Below are 17,727 nucleotides of genomic sequence, written 5' to 3' on the forward strand. Positions count from 1 at the left end.
GTGCACCTCCGTATCTGAAGTATGACGATCGTCAGGTGACGTCTATGTACCGATATTTTACGCCCTTCATCGCGCTCCTTGCTGCATTCGTTGTCTTCTCTGGCTGCGCGTCGACTCAATCCGCATCCGATCGGGGAAACACGAACGACGTATTGGGGACGTGGAAGTACCGCACCATGGCGGGATCTGATGTTCTTGACGAGGGCGTGATTCAGATTACGATGGTGCAGGGCCGTTTGGAAGGGACGCTACGGGATGCACGGGTCGGGACAATCCCGGTGGATGTGAGCTATCGTGGTGAGCGCCTGGAGCTCGATCTCGATGAGATCCGAATCTACGGTCGCGTGCAGAACGACGAGTTTACGGCATATTACGAACGTCCGATGTGGGACGTGTCGACATCGCAAGACGTCCGCCACCAGACCAACAATCGTTTGAGCGGATCGCTCTCTGCGCGACGCGTTCACAGCACAGGATACGAAGAGCCCGACATCGACCTTGGCTGTGACGCGTTGACCGTCGAGTCCAAGAGCGCGTGTTCGTAACACGCTGCAGTTTTCAAGACGGTCCAGCTTCCTCATTCACGCTTCGATCCGCCAGCCCTGCGCCGGCGGATCATTTTTTTGTGCACTCGTAGAACACGCTCACGACCGGTGGAGTACCTGCCCCACCGCACGATCTGACGATGTTCTCACACCCTTTCCCACCGACGGTGCCGCCCGCAGTGACCGACTCGAACGCTCCCTCTTCGGAGCACAGCAACTTCATTCGCGACATCATCGACGAAGACCTCAAAACCGGGCGCCATGGCGATCGCGTCGCTACGCGCTTCCCCCCGGAGCCGAATGGATATCTCCACATCGGCCACGCAAAGTCAATTGTCCTGAACTTCGGCATCAAGCAAGACTACGCCGACCGGGCGGACACCCAGTGCCATCTCCGCTTCGACGACACCAATCCGGAGACGGAGTCGATGGAGTACGTCGAGTCGATTAAGGATGCTGTTCGCTGGCTCGGGTACGACTGGGACGACCATCTCTATCACGCGTCCGACTACTTCGAACAGTTCTACGACTTCGCTGTCGTCCTTATCGAGAAAGGACTGGCATACGTCGATAGCCTCGATGAAACCGAGATTCGCAAGTACCGCGGGACGGTAAATAAACCGGGCAGACCCTCGCCGTATCGCGATCGCTCGGTTGAGGAAAACCTGGACCTCTTCCGTCGCATGCGAGACGGAGAGTTCGAGAACGGTGAGCACGTCCTGCGTGCGAAGATCGACATGGCATCGCCGCACATGATCATGCGGGATCCTCTTCTCTTCCGCATCAAGCATGCGCACCATTATCGGCGTGGCGACGAATGGTGCATCTACCCGATGTACGACTTCGCCCATCCGCTTGAGGACGCAATCGAGAACATCACGCATTCCCTCTGCACGCTGGAGTTCGACAACAACCGCCGCGTCTACGACTGGGTGCTCGAAAATTGCCTGGAGCCGGACAAGGTCGATGACCGGCCGCACCAGCACGAGTTTGCCCGGCTGAACATCACCTACACGGTGATGAGCAAGCGGAAGCTGCTCCAGCTCGTGGAAGAAGGTCGCGTCAATGGCTGGGATGATCCCCGCCTGCCGACCATCTTCGGCATGCGCCGGCGGGGAATCACGCCGGATGCCATCGTGTCGTTCTGCGAAGACGTCGGTGTGACGCGATCGGAGAGCCGGGTGGAAATCGCGCAGTTCGAGCACGCTATCCGCGATGACCTGAACGAGAAGGCCCCCCGCGTGATGGCCGTTCTTGACCCGCTCAAGGTCGTCATCACGAATGTGGACGACACCCTCGAGCCCCTGGAAGCGAATCATTGGCCCCGGGACATCGATCGAGATGAGATGCGCTCCGTCCCCTTCTCGAACGAGATATACATTGAGCGAGACGATTTCCGTGAAGACCCGCCGTCGGACTTCATCCGTCTGGCACCGGGCCGCGAAGTGCGCCTGCGCTCCGGCTACTTCTTCACCTGTGAAGACGTCATCCACAACGAAAACGGGGACATCACCGAAATCCGAGGGACGATCGATCCGGAAACCCGCGATGGGACAGCCCCCGACGGACGGTCGCCGCGCGGTACCATCCACTGGGTGTCGGCACGACACGCGGTTCCGTTCGAAGCGCGGTTGTACGACCGGCTCTTCGACGTTCCAGCGCCAGACGACGGGGAAGAAGACTTCCACGCCCATCTGAACGACGATTCGCTCATCGTTAAAAAAGGCTTCGTCGAACCGAGCGTTCGCGACTTTGATGCCGACCAGCGGTTCCAGTTCGAGCGAAACGGCTACTTCTGGCAGGATCCCGAAGATTCATCTGACGAGGCATTGGTCTTCAACCAGATCGTCCCGCTGCGCGACACGTGGACGGAGGATGAGGACACCGTGGACCTGGAGAAGAAGCGGCGCGAGAAGGAGGAACAGAAGCGGCGCAACCGCGAGCGCTCGATCGCCAACAAAAAGGATCCCGCTGAGACGCTGGACGACGACGCGCGCGCCCTCTTCCTCACGTACCGCGATGAGTACGGCGTGAGCCCGGAAGATGCCGCCATCATAGCGGGTCGAGACGATCTCGCCGCCCTCTTCACGGACGTCGTCAATCGTGGCTCGAAGCCTCAACTGGCGGCAAATTGGATCGTCAATGAGCTCCTGGGGTTGACGAAAGGTGCTGTCGTCACAGACCTTCCGTTTGATGCGTCCGACTTCGCCTCCCTCCTCGACCTGATCGCAAACGATCAGGTGTCGAGCTCCGGAGGACGCACAGTACTCGAAATTCTGGTCGACCGGGGCGGCGCTCCGGAAGCCATCGTCGATCGTGAGGGTCTCCGACAGATCGATGACACCGAAAAGCTCCGCTTGGTCGTGCAGTCGGTCGTTGATGATCACCCCGACGAAGCCGATCGGTATCGGAACGGCAAGAAGGGCCTCGTGGGCTTCTTCATGGGTCAGGTGATGCAGCGCACGAAGGGCAGTGCCAACCCGGAGAAGGCCCGTGAGCTCGTTCAGGAGGAGCTTGGAGATTAAACGGCCGAGGCCGTTTAGTTAGATTCAACTAGAAAAGGGATGCGTCGCCTCCGAGAGGCAGCGCATCCCTTTTTTATGCCGAAGCACAATCCAGCGCTATCCGAGCGTCTCGATCGCTTTCCGCATGCGACGGACGCAGGCGTCCTGCCCCACGGCGTGGAGTAGGGAGAACACCCCTGGACCGTACGTGCGCCCACTCACGGCGAGGCGAGACGGGTGGATGATGCGGCCGGCACCGGCATCATTTTCGTCGGCGATGGACCGGAGCGTGGAATTGAGATTGTCCGTCGTAAACTCGTCCATCTCCTCGATCGCATCCGCGTACTGCTCAAGCAAATCGGCGGAATCCTCCTTCCAGCGCTTCTCGACGCCTTTCTCGTCGTACGAGGTTGGATCCTCGAAGAAGTAGCGCGCTTCGGTCGCGAGATCGCGGACCTTTGTAATGCGGTCCTGCATCAGTTCGACGACTTCCTTGATCCGCTCGTCGGAAGCTTCGATGCCAGCTGCGTTGAGAAGCGGCTTCGCCTCGACGGCGAGTTCGTCGATACTCCGCTGGCGAATGTACTGCTCGTTGTACCAGTTTAGCTTGTCAAGATCGAACTGCGTGCCGCTAGAACCAACGCGTTTCAGAGAGAAGGCCTCGCAGAGCTCCTCAAGCGAAAAGACCTCTTGCTCCGTACCGGGATTCCATCCCAGGAACGCAAGGAAGTTGACCAGGGCGTCTGGCTCATATCCTTCCTCTTCGTACTGATTCACGAAGACCGGAATCCCGAGGTCGTCGGCGTCCCGTTTCGAGAGCTTGCCTCCTTCCGGACTCATGATTAGCGGCAGGTGCGCCATCTTGGGCGGCTCCCAGCCGAACATCTCGTACATGAGAATGTGCTTCGGCGTTGATGACAGCCACTCTTCGCCCCGGATTACGTGGCTGATCTCCATGAGATGGTCGTCAACCACGTTGGCGAGATGGTACGTCGGCAGCCCATCGGACTTGATGAGAACCTGGTCGTCCAGGCCCGACGACTCAAATGAGACGGTGCCCCGAATCTCGTCGTCGAAGCGAATCGATCGATCCGACGGCACTTTCAAGCGAATCACGTAGTCGGCGCCAGAATCCAGCAGCTCCTGCACGTCCTCGTCGGACAGCGAAATGGAGTTGCGCATCTTGTGCCGCGTGGACGCGTCGTATTTGGCGGCCGCGTGCTCCGTGCCGAACTCTTCCCGCATCGCCTCCAGCTCCTCCTCGGTATCGAAGGCGTAGTAGGCATCTCCCTGCTCGACCAGTTGATCCGCATATTCGCGGTACGTCCCGGCGCGTTCCGACTGACGGTACGGTTCGAACGGTCCGCCAGCATCCGGGCCCTCGTCCACATCGAGATTCGTCCACGCGAGGGCACGGCGGATGTCGTCTTCCGCACCTTCGACGTAGCGCGTCTGATCGGTATCCTCGATCCGGAGAACGAAGGTACCGTTATGCTTCCGGGCGAAGAGATAGTTGTAGAGCGCCGTGCGCAGTCCGCCGATGTGCAGCATCCCGGTTGGACTCGGCGCAAATCGGACTCGAACGGGCGTGTCGTCGTGATTCGATGCCATAAGCGTACAATATCTGTGTGGTCAATAGCGTTCATGCACCCCACCACGGTCCTCGACGTGCGGCGTACCGGCGTTTTTCTCGGACCCGGTTCAGCTTGGTGTCTACATCCATAACGTGGGTGGCACCCAAATCATAACCCGGGAGCGACCCACAGTTTCGTACAGATCTTGTACGAAGAGCGGATCTCGAATGAATCCCGCAGAGCCACATACGCATTGCTTGCAATCGTAACCCGGACCGCCCTAGCATAGAATTTGGACCGGACAGGACCGACCCCCGGCGTTCATTGATGGCTTACCTGACGTAACTCTATGGATTCTCTTCCCTTCCATCCGACACTCCCCCACTCACTGGGACGGTGGATGTCCGCCGTTGCCGTGATCATTCTGTCTGCACTCGGCACTGCGGGTCCTTCAGCAGCGCAAAACGCGGCGCCGGACTCCATCGTTGCGGTTATTGCGGGAGATACGCTGACCGATACGCAGTTCGCCGACTGGTATTCGCGTAGCGCTCGTGCCATGAACTCCGACGAGCCTGCAGTTGAACCTGGAAACGACGACATCACCGAATCACCGGATGGCCCGGAATCGCCAGAGGACTTTCTCGAACGATACATCGACTTTCGACTAAAGGTACGCGCCGCCCGGGACGCCGGTCTGGACACGCTTGCGTCACTGCAACAGGAGATCGCGTCGTATCGCCGACAGATCGCGCGCCCCACACTGATGGATGAGCAGATCATCGGGCCCATCGTCCGAGAAATGTATGAGCGGCGCCAGGAAGAGATTGATGTCAGCCACATCCTCATCGCCGTCGATGAGAACGCCGCTCCAGAGGATACGCTACGCGCCTACAAAAAGCTGGCGTCGATTGTAGATTCCCTGGAAGGGGGCGCCTCCTTCGCCTCGATGGCCCGTGCCCATTCCGATGATCCCTCCGCGTCGCGCCAGAACGGTCCAGGCGCAGGCGGACGCCTTGGCTACATGACCGCCGGTCGCCTCGTCAAACCCTTCGAGGATGAGATGTACGCCACAGCGGTGGGTGAACGCTCGAACGTCTTTCGCACGCAGTACGGCTATCACGTGCTGAACGTCCATGACCGCCGCGAGCGTCCCGCACCCATTCGCATCGCCCACATCCTGATTCGGTCACAGTCCCCAGAGGATTCTGCAGCGGCTCGCACAACCGCCGACTCGCTCCTGACGTTACTGCGTACGGGCGACGCGCGCTTCGACAGCCTTGCCGTCCAGTACTCTGACGATGAACGATCGGCACAGCGTGGGGGCGAACTGGGTGTACTTCAGCCCGGTCAGAATATCCCACCGAGCTTTCGCGACGCTGCCTTCGGGCTCGATGAAGTCGGCACCGTTTCCGACGTCGTGTCGACACGCTTTGGCTTTCACCTCATCAAACTCCTCGAACGGCGTGAGCGCCCCTCACTCGACGAGGCGTATGATCGATTAAAGCAGCAAGCGAGCCGGATGTCGCGCGTGCAAATGCGGGAAAAGGAGGTCGCAACCCGTGTGCTACAACGTCGTGGTGCATCCTTCGACACAGCAGCGGTAGCGGCGGCAGCCTACGGTTCCCCTCAGGCGGTCGACTCACTCGCACAGCCGCTGGTCGAGTTTCGGGAAAACGAAGAAACGGATACCAGCGCACAGATCGCTGTCATTGGCGACTCCACCTACACGCTCGACGATCTCTCCCGCTACGTTGCCTCGACGCCTCAGATCCGTCGGCAATCGATTCGGGAGGCTGCGCAAGGATTCATGACCGAACAGGCCCTCACGATCGCGGCGGCAGAACTTGAAGAGCGCGATCCGGACTTTCGCCGGCGGATGCAGGAATATCGCGACGGATTGCTCCTCTTCGAATACATGCAACGCTTCGTCTGGACTCCCGCCACGCAGGACACGTCTTCACTCCGTAAAATGTACCGGGAGCATACGGATCGATACCGGTTCCCAGATCGGGTGCGCGTTCTGCGCCTGCTCGCACCGGCTGACTCTCTGCTACCCGATCCCGGTGATTCCCCGTCGGACGCCTTTGCCGGCGAGATGATCGACCGGGCAGAAGCGTCCACCCTCGTCGAGGCGGATACCCTCTATCTGACGGATGATGCCCCCGAAAGCCAGCAGTCACTGCTCGCAGCTGAAGACGGCGCGATCGTCGGCCCGATAGAAAGTGGTGGTCAGCGAGCATTGCTGATGCGTCTGGGCGTCGACCCGGCCCGTCGGATGACCTTTCAGGAAGCGCGAAGCCGCGTCATTCGAGATTATCAGGACGCATACGAACAAGAGGTACTCTCTCGTTTACGCAAAGAGTACCGCGTCGAGACCTTTCCTTCGCACCTTCCTCAGATGGACGAGAGCCGGTAGTGCTTTCGCCGCTGCGACCTCGTTCCCCCGCCCCCGTTTTAATCGAAACGATCTATGGCCTCGTACTCGGCCTCTCGAATCCTCCACCTGAATCGCGTTCCCGCTCTCGTCTTCGGAGCGATTCTACTCGTCGCTCTCGTTCACCTCAGTTCGGGCTGTAGTGGCGATGCGGCACCGGAGGCGTACGTAGCTCGCATTGGTGATAGCTATCTGACCGAGTCGGAGGTGAGTTCGTCGCTGCGCGCGCTACCAGCTGGCGTCGATACCGTTGAGGCTCGTCAGCAAATTATCGAGCAGTGGATCACCCGAACGCTGCTTCTCCGTGAGGCCGAGCGTTTGAATCTCCGCGAGGAGCCCGACGTTCAGCGTCAGATCGAGCAACAGGAGCGGTCCATCCTCGTTACGGCGCTGACGGATCGGATGTACAACCAGGCGGATGTGGGTCCATCCGAAACGGAGATCCAGAATTACTTCCAGAGCAATCGCGACCAGCTTGCACTGCGCGAGCCATTCATTCGTGTTCGGCATCTTTCGATTGCCACACGTAACCGTGCGGAAGAAGCCCGGTCGGCCCTGCAGACGGCCGCTGCGGAAGGGGCGCCGCTAGACAGTACGTTTGAGACTCTCGTCAACGAGTACGCCGAACGCCCAAAACAGTCGCGCATGCTCTCGACGAGATTCGTCCCGGCGTCGCGACTCTTTGGCCATTACCCATACGTTCGGGATGAACTCTCGGAACTCGGCCCCGGCCAGATTTCTCCCGTTGTGGAGGATGATAGTCTGTACCACGTGATGCAACTTGTGGAGCGAATCCCAGAAGGTTCCGAACCGGAATTGAGATGGGTGAAAGACCAAATCCGGCGCCGGCTGACCATTCGCTCGCGGAAACAGATGTACGCTCGTGAGGTTCAACAACTTCGCAATCAGGCCGCGGCCCGGAACGAACTCGACATCCCCGACTACGGCAGCCCGCATGCAGAACCAACGGGCATGCCTGCTCAAGGGACGGATTCGACCGAGGCCGATACCAGCGACGCCGATCCGTCGTCCGCCCCTGACACGACGACCAACTGACCGCCGGCTGTCTTTACTCCGTCTGCAGAGCGCAGCCATACCGTTTTCTTCCGAATAAACCGCGCGTCCCTGTGACATCACGAACTGCGGGCCGTCGGTTTCTCTCCCTGTTGATTTCCATTTTCGACTGCATGCTTTCCTCTTCCCCGAGTTCATTCTCTTCCACCTTCTCCGGCGTCAGGCTGTTGGCGTTGCTCATGCTTGTCATGAGTGTTTTCAGCCATCCGGTCCAGGCTCAGGATTCGTCCCGGGCTGACGACAAGCAGATCGTCGACCGTATCGTCGCCATCGTCGGAGACGAGATTGTCCTCAAGAGTGACGTCGACCAGATGGTAGCCCAGATGCTGCAACAGCAGCGCGGCGCTCAGTACAGCACAGACCTCTGGATGCAGGCGCTGAATCGACGCGTTGATGAGCATGTTCTCATCGAACAGGCCCGTCGGGACACGAACATCACGGCGACGGACGAAATGGTGGAGCAGCAACTCAATTCGTGGATTGAGCAAAATGGTGGCGAGCAGGCCATCGAACAGGCGTTCGGAAAAGACATCCTCGAAGTGCGCGAGGAGATGACGCCCGATATTCGCGACCAGCTGCTCGCCCAGCAGCTTCAGCAGCAGAAGCTCAGCGATGTAGAGGTTACCCCGAGCGAGGTTCGACAGTGGTTCCAGGAGCAGCCGCAGGACTCCCTTCCCCGACAGCCTGAGTCGGTCCGCCTCTCGCATATCGTGCGGTACCCAGAAATCAGTGAGTCGGCGAAAAAAGAGGCTCGCAACATCCTGAAGACGATCCGGGACTCCATCGTTAACAAGGGTGCGAGCTTTGAAGAAATGGCCCGCCAGTTCTCCGATGACACCGGGTCGGCTCGGGACGGAGGCCAGATCGACGGGCTCCCCCTCGATGCCTTCGTTGCCGACTTCGCCGCTGTTGCTGCCCGCACCCCGATCGGTGAGGTCTCGCGGATCTTCTACAACCCTCAGCACAAAGGATATCACATCGTCCGCGTCAATGACCGTCGCGGAGACGTCGTCGATCTAAACCACATTCTGATTCGCGTTGACCAGTCGCAGGCAGAAAGCGGATCTGCGGTCGAATACCTCGAGGCGGTACGCGACACGCTGATTAACAACCCGGACGTTCCCTTCGAACTCATGGTCAAGCGCCACTCGCAGGAGGAACGGTCGCGAAGCAATGGCGGTCGCGTAACGGATCCACAGACTGGCATTCGCGATCTCGCCCTCCAACGTCTGGGCCCGAGCTGGCAGCGGACGATCAACTCGATCGATGTGGGTGACATCAGCGAACCGAGCGAGGTCAACCTGCTAAGCGGTGAGCGTGCCTACCACATCGTCTTGCTGCAGCGCCGTCTCCCGCCGCACCGGATCAACCTCGACCAGGACTACGAACTCGTACGTCAGGCCGCCCTTCGAGCAAAGCGACAGCGCGTGATGGACGACTGGCTGAGCGAACTGCGCAACGAAGTCTTCGTCGATATCCGCATTGACGAGAACGACCTGACCGCCACGCGCTAGCGGTCGTTTTGCCGGCGTTCTCGATTGAGGGCGCCGGCTTTTGTTTTGATACATTTCGTTTCTCCTGCCCTCCTCCCTCTCCGCCTGCCCTGTCTATGGCTGATCAGACCCCGGAAACGCTTCATGAACTCAGTGAGACGTACGACCAGCTGAGGCGCGAAATCGGTAAAGTCATTGTCGGCCAGGAGGAGATCGTGGAGATGGTCGTCGTGTGCCTGCTTGCCCGCGGACACACGCTTCTGATTGGTGTGCCGGGCCTCGCCAAAACGTTGCTCGTCCGCACGCTCGCGCGAGCGCTGGATCTTGACTTTAGCCGTATCCAGTTTACGCCGGACCTGATGCCGTCAGACATTACAGGCACGGAGATTATCCAGGAAACGGACGGGGGAGCACGCACCTTTGAGTTTGCACGCGGCCCCATTTTCGCCAACGTCGTCCTTGCAGACGAGATCAACCGTACGCCGCCCAAGACGCAGGCAGCGCTTCTCGAGGCGATGCAGGAGAATCACGTAACGGCCGCTGGCGAGACCTTCGAGCTCGAGCGCCCGTTCTTCGTGCTCGCCACGCAGAACCCGATCGAACAGGAAGGAACGTATCCGCTTCCGGAGGCCCAGCTTGACCGCTTCATGTTGAATCTGTGGCTCGACTATCCGTCCTTCGATCAGGAAGTTGAGGTCGTTCGATCCACGACGGCAGGGACCGAAGCATCCGTCCAGCCTGTCATGGACGCCGAACAGCTTCTGCGTTTCCAGCAGTTCGTTCGGGAGATCCCCGTCGCAGATAATGTCATCGAGTTCGCTGTGCGTCTCGTTTCGCAGACCCGGCCTCAGCGAGACGCGGCTCCGGACTTCGTGAATGAATACCTGAGCTACGGTGCCGGCCCGCGCGCCTCGCAGTATCTCGTTCTCGGCGCCAAGACGCTGGCAGCTCTGGATGGTCGAATGACACCGCTGGAAGCGGACGTCAAACGAATGGCCGTCCCCGTTCTTCGCCATCGCATTGTCACGAACTTCAACGCGGAAGCGGATGGCATCACGCCCGTCAAGGTGATCGACCGGCTCGTGGGATAGCTGCTTTCCGTCCCCCCTCCCAACTTCTTTTCCGCACCATGCTTCGCGTTGCACTCGTTGGTGGCGGCCACGCGATGCTTCCGACCATCCGGAACGCCGGCGCATGGATACGCGACGAAGTTGCTCACGTCACGCTGTTTGATGCGAGTCCGCAACTTTACTACTCCGGGATGATCCCGGAATATCTCGGCGGCGTTTATTCAGAACAGCAGGTCTCGATCGATCTCGGCTCCCTCTGTCGGCGTTCGTCGATCGAATTTCGCCCCCATGCTGTTACGCGAATCGATCCCACGACGCACACGATCACCGACGCAACGGGAGGATCGTTTCCCTTCGACGTTATTGCCGTGAACATCGGAGGACGCAACCCTGGCCTCCCCGCGGACGCGACGCCAACAAAGCCACTTCATCGCCTCCCTCAGCTCCACCGGCAGATCACCTCGGTCCTTGACCGGCCCGGGGATACCTTGTCTTTGCTGATCGCGGGTGGTGGCGCAGCAGGGGTAGAAATCGCCATGAACGTTACGGCGCGATTTCTGGCCGCTGGCCGCCAGGGCGACCTCACCTGTACGATCGTAGAAGGCGAATCCACTCTCCTCCCCGGTTTTGCGTCTGGGCTACAGCAACACGTTGACAGCGTCCTGTCTCATCGGGGGGTCGATATCCGCACCGATTCCCGCGTCGCCTCCGTCAAGGACTCCCGCACTCATCTGAGCGACGGCTCCTGCATGGAAGCAGATTGCGTCCTCTGGGCAACGGGCGTCACCGGCTCCGACGTGCTTCGCGATAGCAGCCTTCCCACCGATGAGCGAGGCTTCCTGAAGGTGAACCAAACGTTGTCTGTCGAACAACATCCTCGGATCTTCGCAGCGGGAGATTGCGCTGTCGTTGACGGGTTCCAAGAGCTTCCACGCGTGGGTGTTCACGCGGTCAAACAAGGCCCCGCCCTCTTCACGAACCTGGATCGCACGGTGCGAGCGCTCCACCGATCCCGTATCCCACCCCCAGACGGTCAATTGGCGTCATTTCGGCCGTACGGCGTTGCCCCGCTCATCCTCTCCACCGGCACACCGGAAGGACTCTGGGTATCCAATGGCCTATGGTGGAAAGGCCGCTCTGCTCTCCGGATGAAGCACTGGATCGACCGGCGCTGGATACATCCGTATAACGAGGCATTCGATACGTGGAGTCTGTCCCTTGCCCGCGCCGATGCGCCGCTGTCGCACACCAACGGTACCTGAACTCACGGGTACACCCACCGTTTTTACCACTGCAGAAAGAAGAAGTGTTGCGTACCTTTCCGGTGGGATCAGTCTACGCTTAGATCGTACATTATGGATACGCTCACGTCCCCAGCAGAACGACTCCTTCGCGGCATCCTTGCGTTTCCCGTCGTTTTTCTGCTAGCGGGACTATTCGCCGTCGCGTCGTCAGGGCAGACGCCCTCCGCACCGACATCAACCGAGTCCAGCCGTCCAGTCATTGATGTCGAGCGGGTTCAGAATATGGTGCACGCGCAGATCAACGACGTACGGGCGGAACGTGGCTTGTCGCCTCTGGAATACAACCGCTCCCTGGACCCCCTGGCCCGCGTGCACAGTGAAGACATGGCCCGCCGTGACTTCTTCGGGCATACGAACCCGGACGGCGACGGGGTGAACGAACGGGCGCGCCAACTCGGTCTCACCTGCACGCTACAGCTTGACGAGCAGCGGACCGCCCACGGCTTCGGCGAAAACCTTTACACTGGAACGCTCTACCGAGGATACCGCGACATCTTCGAGGGCGATACCATGGTCCGTCGAGAGTATGACTGGAAAGACGAGTCTTCGATCGCGCGCGGCATCGTGAATGGATGGATGAACTCACCGGGCCACCGAGCGAACATTTTGGATTCCCGATACGAGACAGAAGCGCTTTCTACCGCGATCGATGATGACACGTTTTACGTTACACAAATCTTCTGCTGACTAAACCCGCTGGCAGCATGAACCTCTCCGGTTACAGCGCGCTTACGCTTATCGAACGCATCGACTTCGCCGACGACCTGGCTTTGTTTCGGATGAAGCCGCCGACTTCTGTCGACTTCATCCCGGGCCAGTACGCGACCATCGGGCTCATGGACGACAACACCGGGCGCCCCCTACTCCGCCCGTATTCGCTGGCGTCGGCACCCAACGAGGACCCGCTTGAGTTCTTTATCGAACGTGTTGACGAAGGCAAACTCACGCCGCGACTCTGGGAGCTCGACACTGGAGCCGAGGTCTGGATGCGGGATAAGATCGTCGGCCGATTTGTTCTCGACGAGTCCCGCACGTTTCACGTTATGGCTGCGACGGTAACCGGCGTGGCGCCGTACGTGAGCATCGTCCGGGACCAGATTCGAGCGTTGAAGACGGGGGCCCTCGATGAACCGTTCCGCATGCTGATCCTCCACGGCGCGAGTCATTCGTGGGAACTCGGAACGTATGTGCCCGAGCTCGCAACACTCGCAGACGAGCACCCCTGGCTCGACTACGTGCCAACGGTGAGTCGTCCATGGGACGAATCGGAGTGGGACGGGGAGACGGGACGCGTAGAAGACGTGCTGCGCAAACACATGGACGCGTGGGCTCCTCCAGCCGATGACACGGCGGCCTACACCTGCGGTCACCCGAAAATGATCGACAAAGCGCAGGGCATTCTGACTCGCGCGGGGTTGGAGGAAGAATCACTCCACGAGGAGAAATATTTCGTCGAACGAGTGTCTGCCTGAATCACGATAGCGCCTGCCGGATCTGGTCCCCCGCATCGAGTCCAGTTTCGATCGCCGGCCCGATCCGACCGACGCCCGCGACGTAGTCGCCGGCAAAGAACAATCCGGCTTCTTTTCCTGGCTCCAGTGCCTCTACGTCGGCTCTACTGACGGGCATCGAGTATCGCCACCGCTGCGTGTCATACCATTCCGGGCGCTTCAGATCCGCATTTAGAACCTTTGATGCGAGATCCTTTACGTCGGACATGAACCGGTCCGGGTCGGCATTGACGCGCGACGCGGTCCACGCCGGCGACATTTGCACAACCACAACGTTCTCTCCGTCTGCCGCGCGCTCGGGCTTGTCGTGTTCGAAACCGATCCATGAAATGTCATGTGACTCGTCATCGTTGACAAGCCCGTAGTAATTGCCGTGACGCTTGATCCTGCGGTTATAACCGAAGATGTACGAAAACTGCGGAATGTAGTCGGCAGAGCCCACAGCCTCGGCCAGCCCCGTCAGAAGATCACGCGTGTTGTCATCGCGAGCCGTATCGGCCGACGTCTGTAAGATCGTGCTCGTTTGCGGCGCCGGTGGAGTTAAAAGCACGGCATCGAATGGGCCTTGACGTACGTTGTCCGTGTCCGTTAGAAGCCACGCACCGTCCGATCGAACGATGTGATCGATGCGCGTCTCCGTTTGTTTAACCGCAGGAATGCTTCGTGCGAGCACCTTCCCCAGCGTACTGATGCCTCTAGCATACGTCCATTTCTCCGATATATCCTGATCGTCGGGCTCGTACAGCGCACCGTCGCCATCGAACGCCCAGACTTCCCCATCAATCTGTACAAGGTCATCCGTGGGTAGATGGTCAAACAACAGCGTGCGAATCCGGTCGGATGATGGCGCGATGTAATTCGCACCGTGGTCGTAGCGGGCCCCATATTTTCCACGTGTCGCTGCGCGCCCCGAATAACCGCGGCTCTTCTCAAAGATCGTAACTTCAATCGGCTGAGTTCGAAGCCTCCAGGCGGCAGCAAGACCGGATAATCCAGCCCCGATGATAGCGAGTCGAGCCATAGGTTGCGCAAAGACGGAAGAATCTGAGTGACGGGACGAACTATCAGGCACGATACGATACGGCGCCGTTAATCTCTGCGATGGTGCCGTAACATTCCTCTCCGAGTCGTCTTGGTAAACACGATGCGATGCGGTTCTTCGATAGATGGTTGCATCCAATGATCATATGAACCGGGAGCCTCCTGACCGTTCGGTCGTATAGGCGAACGTCATCCGGGAGATCAGGCCCGGTGTGGCCGAATGCAGGAGCGATCTGCAAGAACTAGACGCTGCAGTTCGGCCCGCCTTTCCTCGTGCTGAACGACACACGCTATGCTTGCACGTCTCGTTGTCCTCTTCCTCGTCACCCCAGCTGTTGAACTCGCCCTGCTGCTGAAAGTCGGGCAGTTGATTGGTTTTTGGGAAACGGTGGGTATCATCGTCGCCACGGGCATCGCAGGGAGCTTTCTCGCGAAACGCGAAGGCGTTTCCGCGTGGCAGCGGCTGAACCGGAGTCTCGCCCGGGGTGGTCTCCCCGGAAAGGAGCTACTTGACGGCGTTATTATTCTGATCGCCGGCGCGCTTCTTATCACACCTGGCGTCCTAACCGATATCGTTGGTTTTATGGGGCTTCTCCCCCCCTCACGGGCGCTCATCCGCAAGCTCATCATGAAGCGGGTGCAGAAGAAGATGGAGGATGGCTCACTCAACATGCAGTTCGGCTTCTTCGGAGGCGTTCCGTCAGGCGGACGCGGAGGCACACCGGACGGCCCCTCGGGTCCCGCTGGCGGCCCAGGCGGAAACCCGGCTGGTGATAGCGGCCCGTCGCCACGCCCGAACGGACCCAAACCGTCAGAGCGAAAGCGTGAACGCGAACCCGGTTGGGAGGGCACGCCCCGACAACGACCCGGCCATATCGAGGAGTCCGGTGAGTCGAGTTCGTGATCCGAGAAAAGCAATTAGGTCGAGGACAAAGAGCCCGGCCCCCTGCATAATCAACGAGCTCCCGTGGCCCCTCAACGCGCGTGCGCTGTCGACCCCTCTGTAGGAAAGCAGAACCAGCGTCGTCCCAACAGATGAGTAGGCGACGTTTAGCCCAAGGTTAAAGAGCAGGATGTCGTGGTAAAAGCGTTCGGCTGAGACCGCAGCCTCGTAGCCTCTCGTGGGATCGTCGCCCGATACCAACCCGGCTGTAGCAATGCCGATGTTCACGACACCCCAAAGTCCGGACTGTGCTCCGAATCCCCACCACGCCGGGCGTTCAGGTCGACTTGCTCCGAGAATGAGAGCGAGGCCTCCAAGCGCATTCACGCTGCCCCAGGCCGCTACGCGCCACAGATGGGCGCGCTCTGCAGCCATTCTGTCTTCCACCAGAGTCTCGACGCGCTCATTCGAATGCGGATAGAGATTGGCAGTATCGTGCGCTACCGGGATCGGCACGGCAGCCACCGACGTCGCAGGTGATTCAAGCTGTTGAGCGAACGCCTGCGAATACGGCATGGACGAGGCAAGAAACGCCATGACGACGAGAAGACGTGTAATTGAGTGCTGGGACATCGTTTTTCCCATCATGGAGAGAAGACGGCGATTCGACTGAAAGGTATCCCATCGTGGTCCCTAAAACCGCAACGATGGTTTAAAAGCCTGCAGCTCGTCGCGATCGTCTTACACCGTTTCAACTTCAAAATATCGGTGTCTCCGACGGTCTCCGTTTAACGGATGCGCCAGCCCCCGACTGTCGTCGGGACAAGCCTCAGCACGAGAACCGTTGAGAACCGGTTTGGCGGACAGCCTTCGGCGATTCAAAGATCCGGACCTCTCCACGATCGGTCCTCGCGCCGCTTGCAATACACGGATTGGTTGCACTCGCGCACCGCGTCTAAGTCGTTATCGCGGAAGGAACGGCTCAGGTCTGCGAATAGACATGAACGGCCGTTCTTACGTTTTCACGACCCATCCGCCAAACAGGTTGTGAACCTATAACGTAGCAACGTTTTTCTGCCCAGATCAAGGCAGTTGAGTCGGCATGGCCAGGTCCCTCCGATATTGTCATACCGAAAACGTATTACGACCTGGATGGCGATTCACATCAATACAGAAACGTCCCGCTCTCTCGTTGAGACCGGGGCGTTCGTTTTCTCCCGCAACCATATGCATTTCCGGCGCTACGGTCGCGTCAGCGGTGCCGACCGTTGAGGCGGACGTTCACGTCCCAGGCGCGGGCGATGGACGTGATAAGCTTGCGCTCGCTGTCCGATAGATTGCCGTCCGCGCGGGCGACGCAGTGAAGGTCGTCGAGGACAGCCAAACGCTGAACGTCCGGAAGCGCCTTCTTCAGTGTTGTCATGGAATCTCGAATGAGCGCTTCCTGCTCCCCTTCGGCATACACTTGCAGCGACGACCGCACGATCTCGCGTGCCTCTTCGGGACCGAGGTCAGGCTGCCATTCCTGCAGTCGTTCGAGGATGACGGTGATTTCACCTTCGGCTAATTCGTTGTTGGCGACGTGGGCCACCACAAGAAACAGGAAGGCTAGTTCGTGAATCAGGCCCCAGTCCTCTCCCCGGGGCTGGACGGCCGCGTCCGATTCATCCATCAACTCGCGCTCCAGGCGACGGAGCGACCACGCATCAGCAACACGCGAGATCAGTCCCTGCTCTCGTTCGAGCAGAACGCCGTCGGCCTCCGCGATACGAATTACATCCGTGAGGGCCCGGCGGCGCTCATCTGGACCGAGAGATCCTCCAAGCGTGTCGATCGCACGCGTGAGCTCCGAATTGGCATCCCCTTCGATGAATGCGGTCGCTGCCTCCATAACGATTTCTTGGACGTGCGTGTCTTCCGACACAACCGCCCAGTCTTTGAGCGCGTCCGTAATTGCCGCAACCTCGCCGTCGGAGAGTTCGTGATCCGTTCCGTACGCGAGTGCGACGTACAGCAGCGCCAGATCGTGCGTTTTCGTCCAGCCGTCGTTCAAGTCAACCATGCGTGGCGATTTAAAATTCCTCAACGTTGCCCGTACTGTGAGGCAGGATACGGTGAACGATTCCCAAAACGCAATCTCCGGAAAACACTCACCTGCGAAGTTTGGATCTAAAGACTGCACACCCGTGAGACAATATTCCAGCGCTTTGGGCACCGATCAGGGGGTATGAAAACCGACGTATGATCGCAATGAGAAGAGCAGATCCCGCGCCACGGAACGACGGTTCCAAGGG

14 protein-coding genes are annotated in these 17,727 nt (G+C 59.4%); 10 read left to right on the forward strand and 4 right to left on the reverse strand.

Going from position 1 to position 17,727, the window contains the following annotated elements:
- Positions 1–44: 44 nt before the first annotated feature.
- Both CRI94_RS02195 and CRI94_RS02200 read left to right on the forward strand, forming a co-directional pair.
- Positions 45–545, forward strand: coding sequence for a hypothetical protein (locus CRI94_RS02195; protein WP_098074017.1), 501 nt, complete (start codon positions 45–47; stop codon positions 543–545).
- A gap of 140 nt (positions 546–685) precedes the next feature.
- Positions 686–3,070, forward strand: coding sequence for a glutamine--tRNA ligase/YqeY domain fusion protein (locus CRI94_RS02200; RefSeq protein ID WP_098074018.1), 2,385 nt, complete (start codon positions 686–688; stop codon positions 3,068–3,070).
- Between the two features lie 96 nt (positions 3,071–3,166).
- On the opposite strand, the gene gltX is transcribed toward CRI94_RS02200, so the two are convergent.
- Positions 3,167–4,660: a glutamate--tRNA ligase gene (gltX, locus tag CRI94_RS02205; protein WP_098074019.1), complete on the reverse strand. Its 1,494-nt coding sequence runs from the start codon at positions 4,658–4,660 to the stop codon at positions 3,167–3,169.
- Positions 4,661–4,972: 312 nt separating this feature from the next.
- Here gltX and CRI94_RS02210 point away from each other — a divergent pair, with 312 nt between their 5' ends.
- The 7 genes from CRI94_RS02210 to CRI94_RS02240 all read left to right on the forward strand — a co-directional run bounded on the left by CRI94_RS02210 (position 4,973) and on the right by CRI94_RS02240 (position 13,470).
- On the forward strand, positions 4,973–7,039 hold the full coding sequence (locus CRI94_RS02210; protein ID WP_098074020.1) for a peptidylprolyl isomerase: 2,067 nt from the start codon (positions 4,973–4,975) through the stop codon (positions 7,037–7,039).
- A 54-nt stretch (positions 7,040–7,093) separates the two neighbouring features.
- On the forward strand, positions 7,094–8,113 hold the full coding sequence (locus CRI94_RS02215) for a peptidyl-prolyl cis-trans isomerase (RefSeq protein ID WP_098074021.1): 1,020 nt from the start codon (positions 7,094–7,096) through the stop codon (positions 8,111–8,113).
- A gap of 131 nt (positions 8,114–8,244) precedes the next feature.
- Positions 8,245–9,645: a peptidylprolyl isomerase gene (locus CRI94_RS02220; RefSeq protein WP_098074022.1), complete on the forward strand. Its 1,401-nt coding sequence runs from the start codon at positions 8,245–8,247 to the stop codon at positions 9,643–9,645.
- A gap of 95 nt (positions 9,646–9,740) precedes the next feature.
- Positions 9,741–10,715 (forward strand): AAA family ATPase, encoded by a 975-nt coding sequence (locus CRI94_RS02225; protein WP_098074023.1) that lies wholly within the window; start codon positions 9,741–9,743, stop codon positions 10,713–10,715.
- 38 nt (positions 10,716–10,753) lie between these two features.
- Entirely contained in the window at positions 10,754–11,956 is a 1,203-nt protein-coding gene (locus tag CRI94_RS02230) for an NAD(P)/FAD-dependent oxidoreductase (RefSeq protein WP_098074024.1), read from the forward strand.
- A 93-nt stretch (positions 11,957–12,049) separates the two neighbouring features.
- Entirely contained in the window at positions 12,050–12,685 is a 636-nt protein-coding gene (locus CRI94_RS02235; protein WP_098074025.1) for a CAP domain-containing protein, read from the forward strand.
- A gap of 17 nt (positions 12,686–12,702) precedes the next feature.
- Positions 12,703–13,470 carry a ferredoxin--NADP reductase gene (locus CRI94_RS02240; RefSeq protein ID WP_098074026.1) on the forward strand — a complete coding sequence of 256 codons (768 nt, stop codon included), beginning with the start codon at positions 12,703–12,705 and terminating at the stop codon, positions 13,468–13,470.
- A gap of 1 nt (position 13,471) precedes the next feature.
- Here the strand turns inward: CRI94_RS02240 and CRI94_RS02245 are convergent, their stop codons facing one another.
- Positions 13,472–14,530 carry an NAD(P)/FAD-dependent oxidoreductase gene (locus CRI94_RS02245; RefSeq protein ID WP_098074027.1) on the reverse strand — a complete coding sequence of 353 codons (1,059 nt, stop codon included), beginning with the start codon at positions 14,528–14,530 and terminating at the stop codon, positions 13,472–13,474.
- Positions 14,531–14,842: 312 nt separating this feature from the next.
- Between CRI94_RS02245 and CRI94_RS02250 the strand changes: the two genes are divergently transcribed.
- Positions 14,843–15,454, forward strand: a complete 612-nt coding sequence (locus CRI94_RS02250; protein WP_098074028.1) for an FxsA family protein — start codon at positions 14,843–14,845, stop codon at positions 15,452–15,454.
- On the opposite strand, the gene CRI94_RS02255 is transcribed toward CRI94_RS02250, so the two are convergent.
- On the reverse strand, positions 15,362–16,066 hold the full coding sequence (locus CRI94_RS02255; RefSeq protein WP_245846039.1) for a DUF6992 family protein: 705 nt from the start codon (positions 16,064–16,066) through the stop codon (positions 15,362–15,364). The two genes, CRI94_RS02250 and CRI94_RS02255, sit on opposite strands and share 93 nt — an antisense overlap.
- Before the next feature lie 619 nt (positions 16,067–16,685).
- Positions 16,686–17,495, reverse strand: coding sequence for a tellurite resistance TerB family protein (locus tag CRI94_RS02260; RefSeq protein WP_245846040.1), 810 nt, complete (start codon positions 17,493–17,495; stop codon positions 16,686–16,688).
- Between the last annotated feature and the right edge of the window lie 232 nt (positions 17,496–17,727).

The organism is Longibacter salinarum (assembly GCF_002554795.1).
Classification (GTDB): domain Bacteria; phylum Bacteroidota; class Rhodothermia; order Rhodothermales; family Salinibacteraceae; genus Longibacter; species Longibacter salinarum.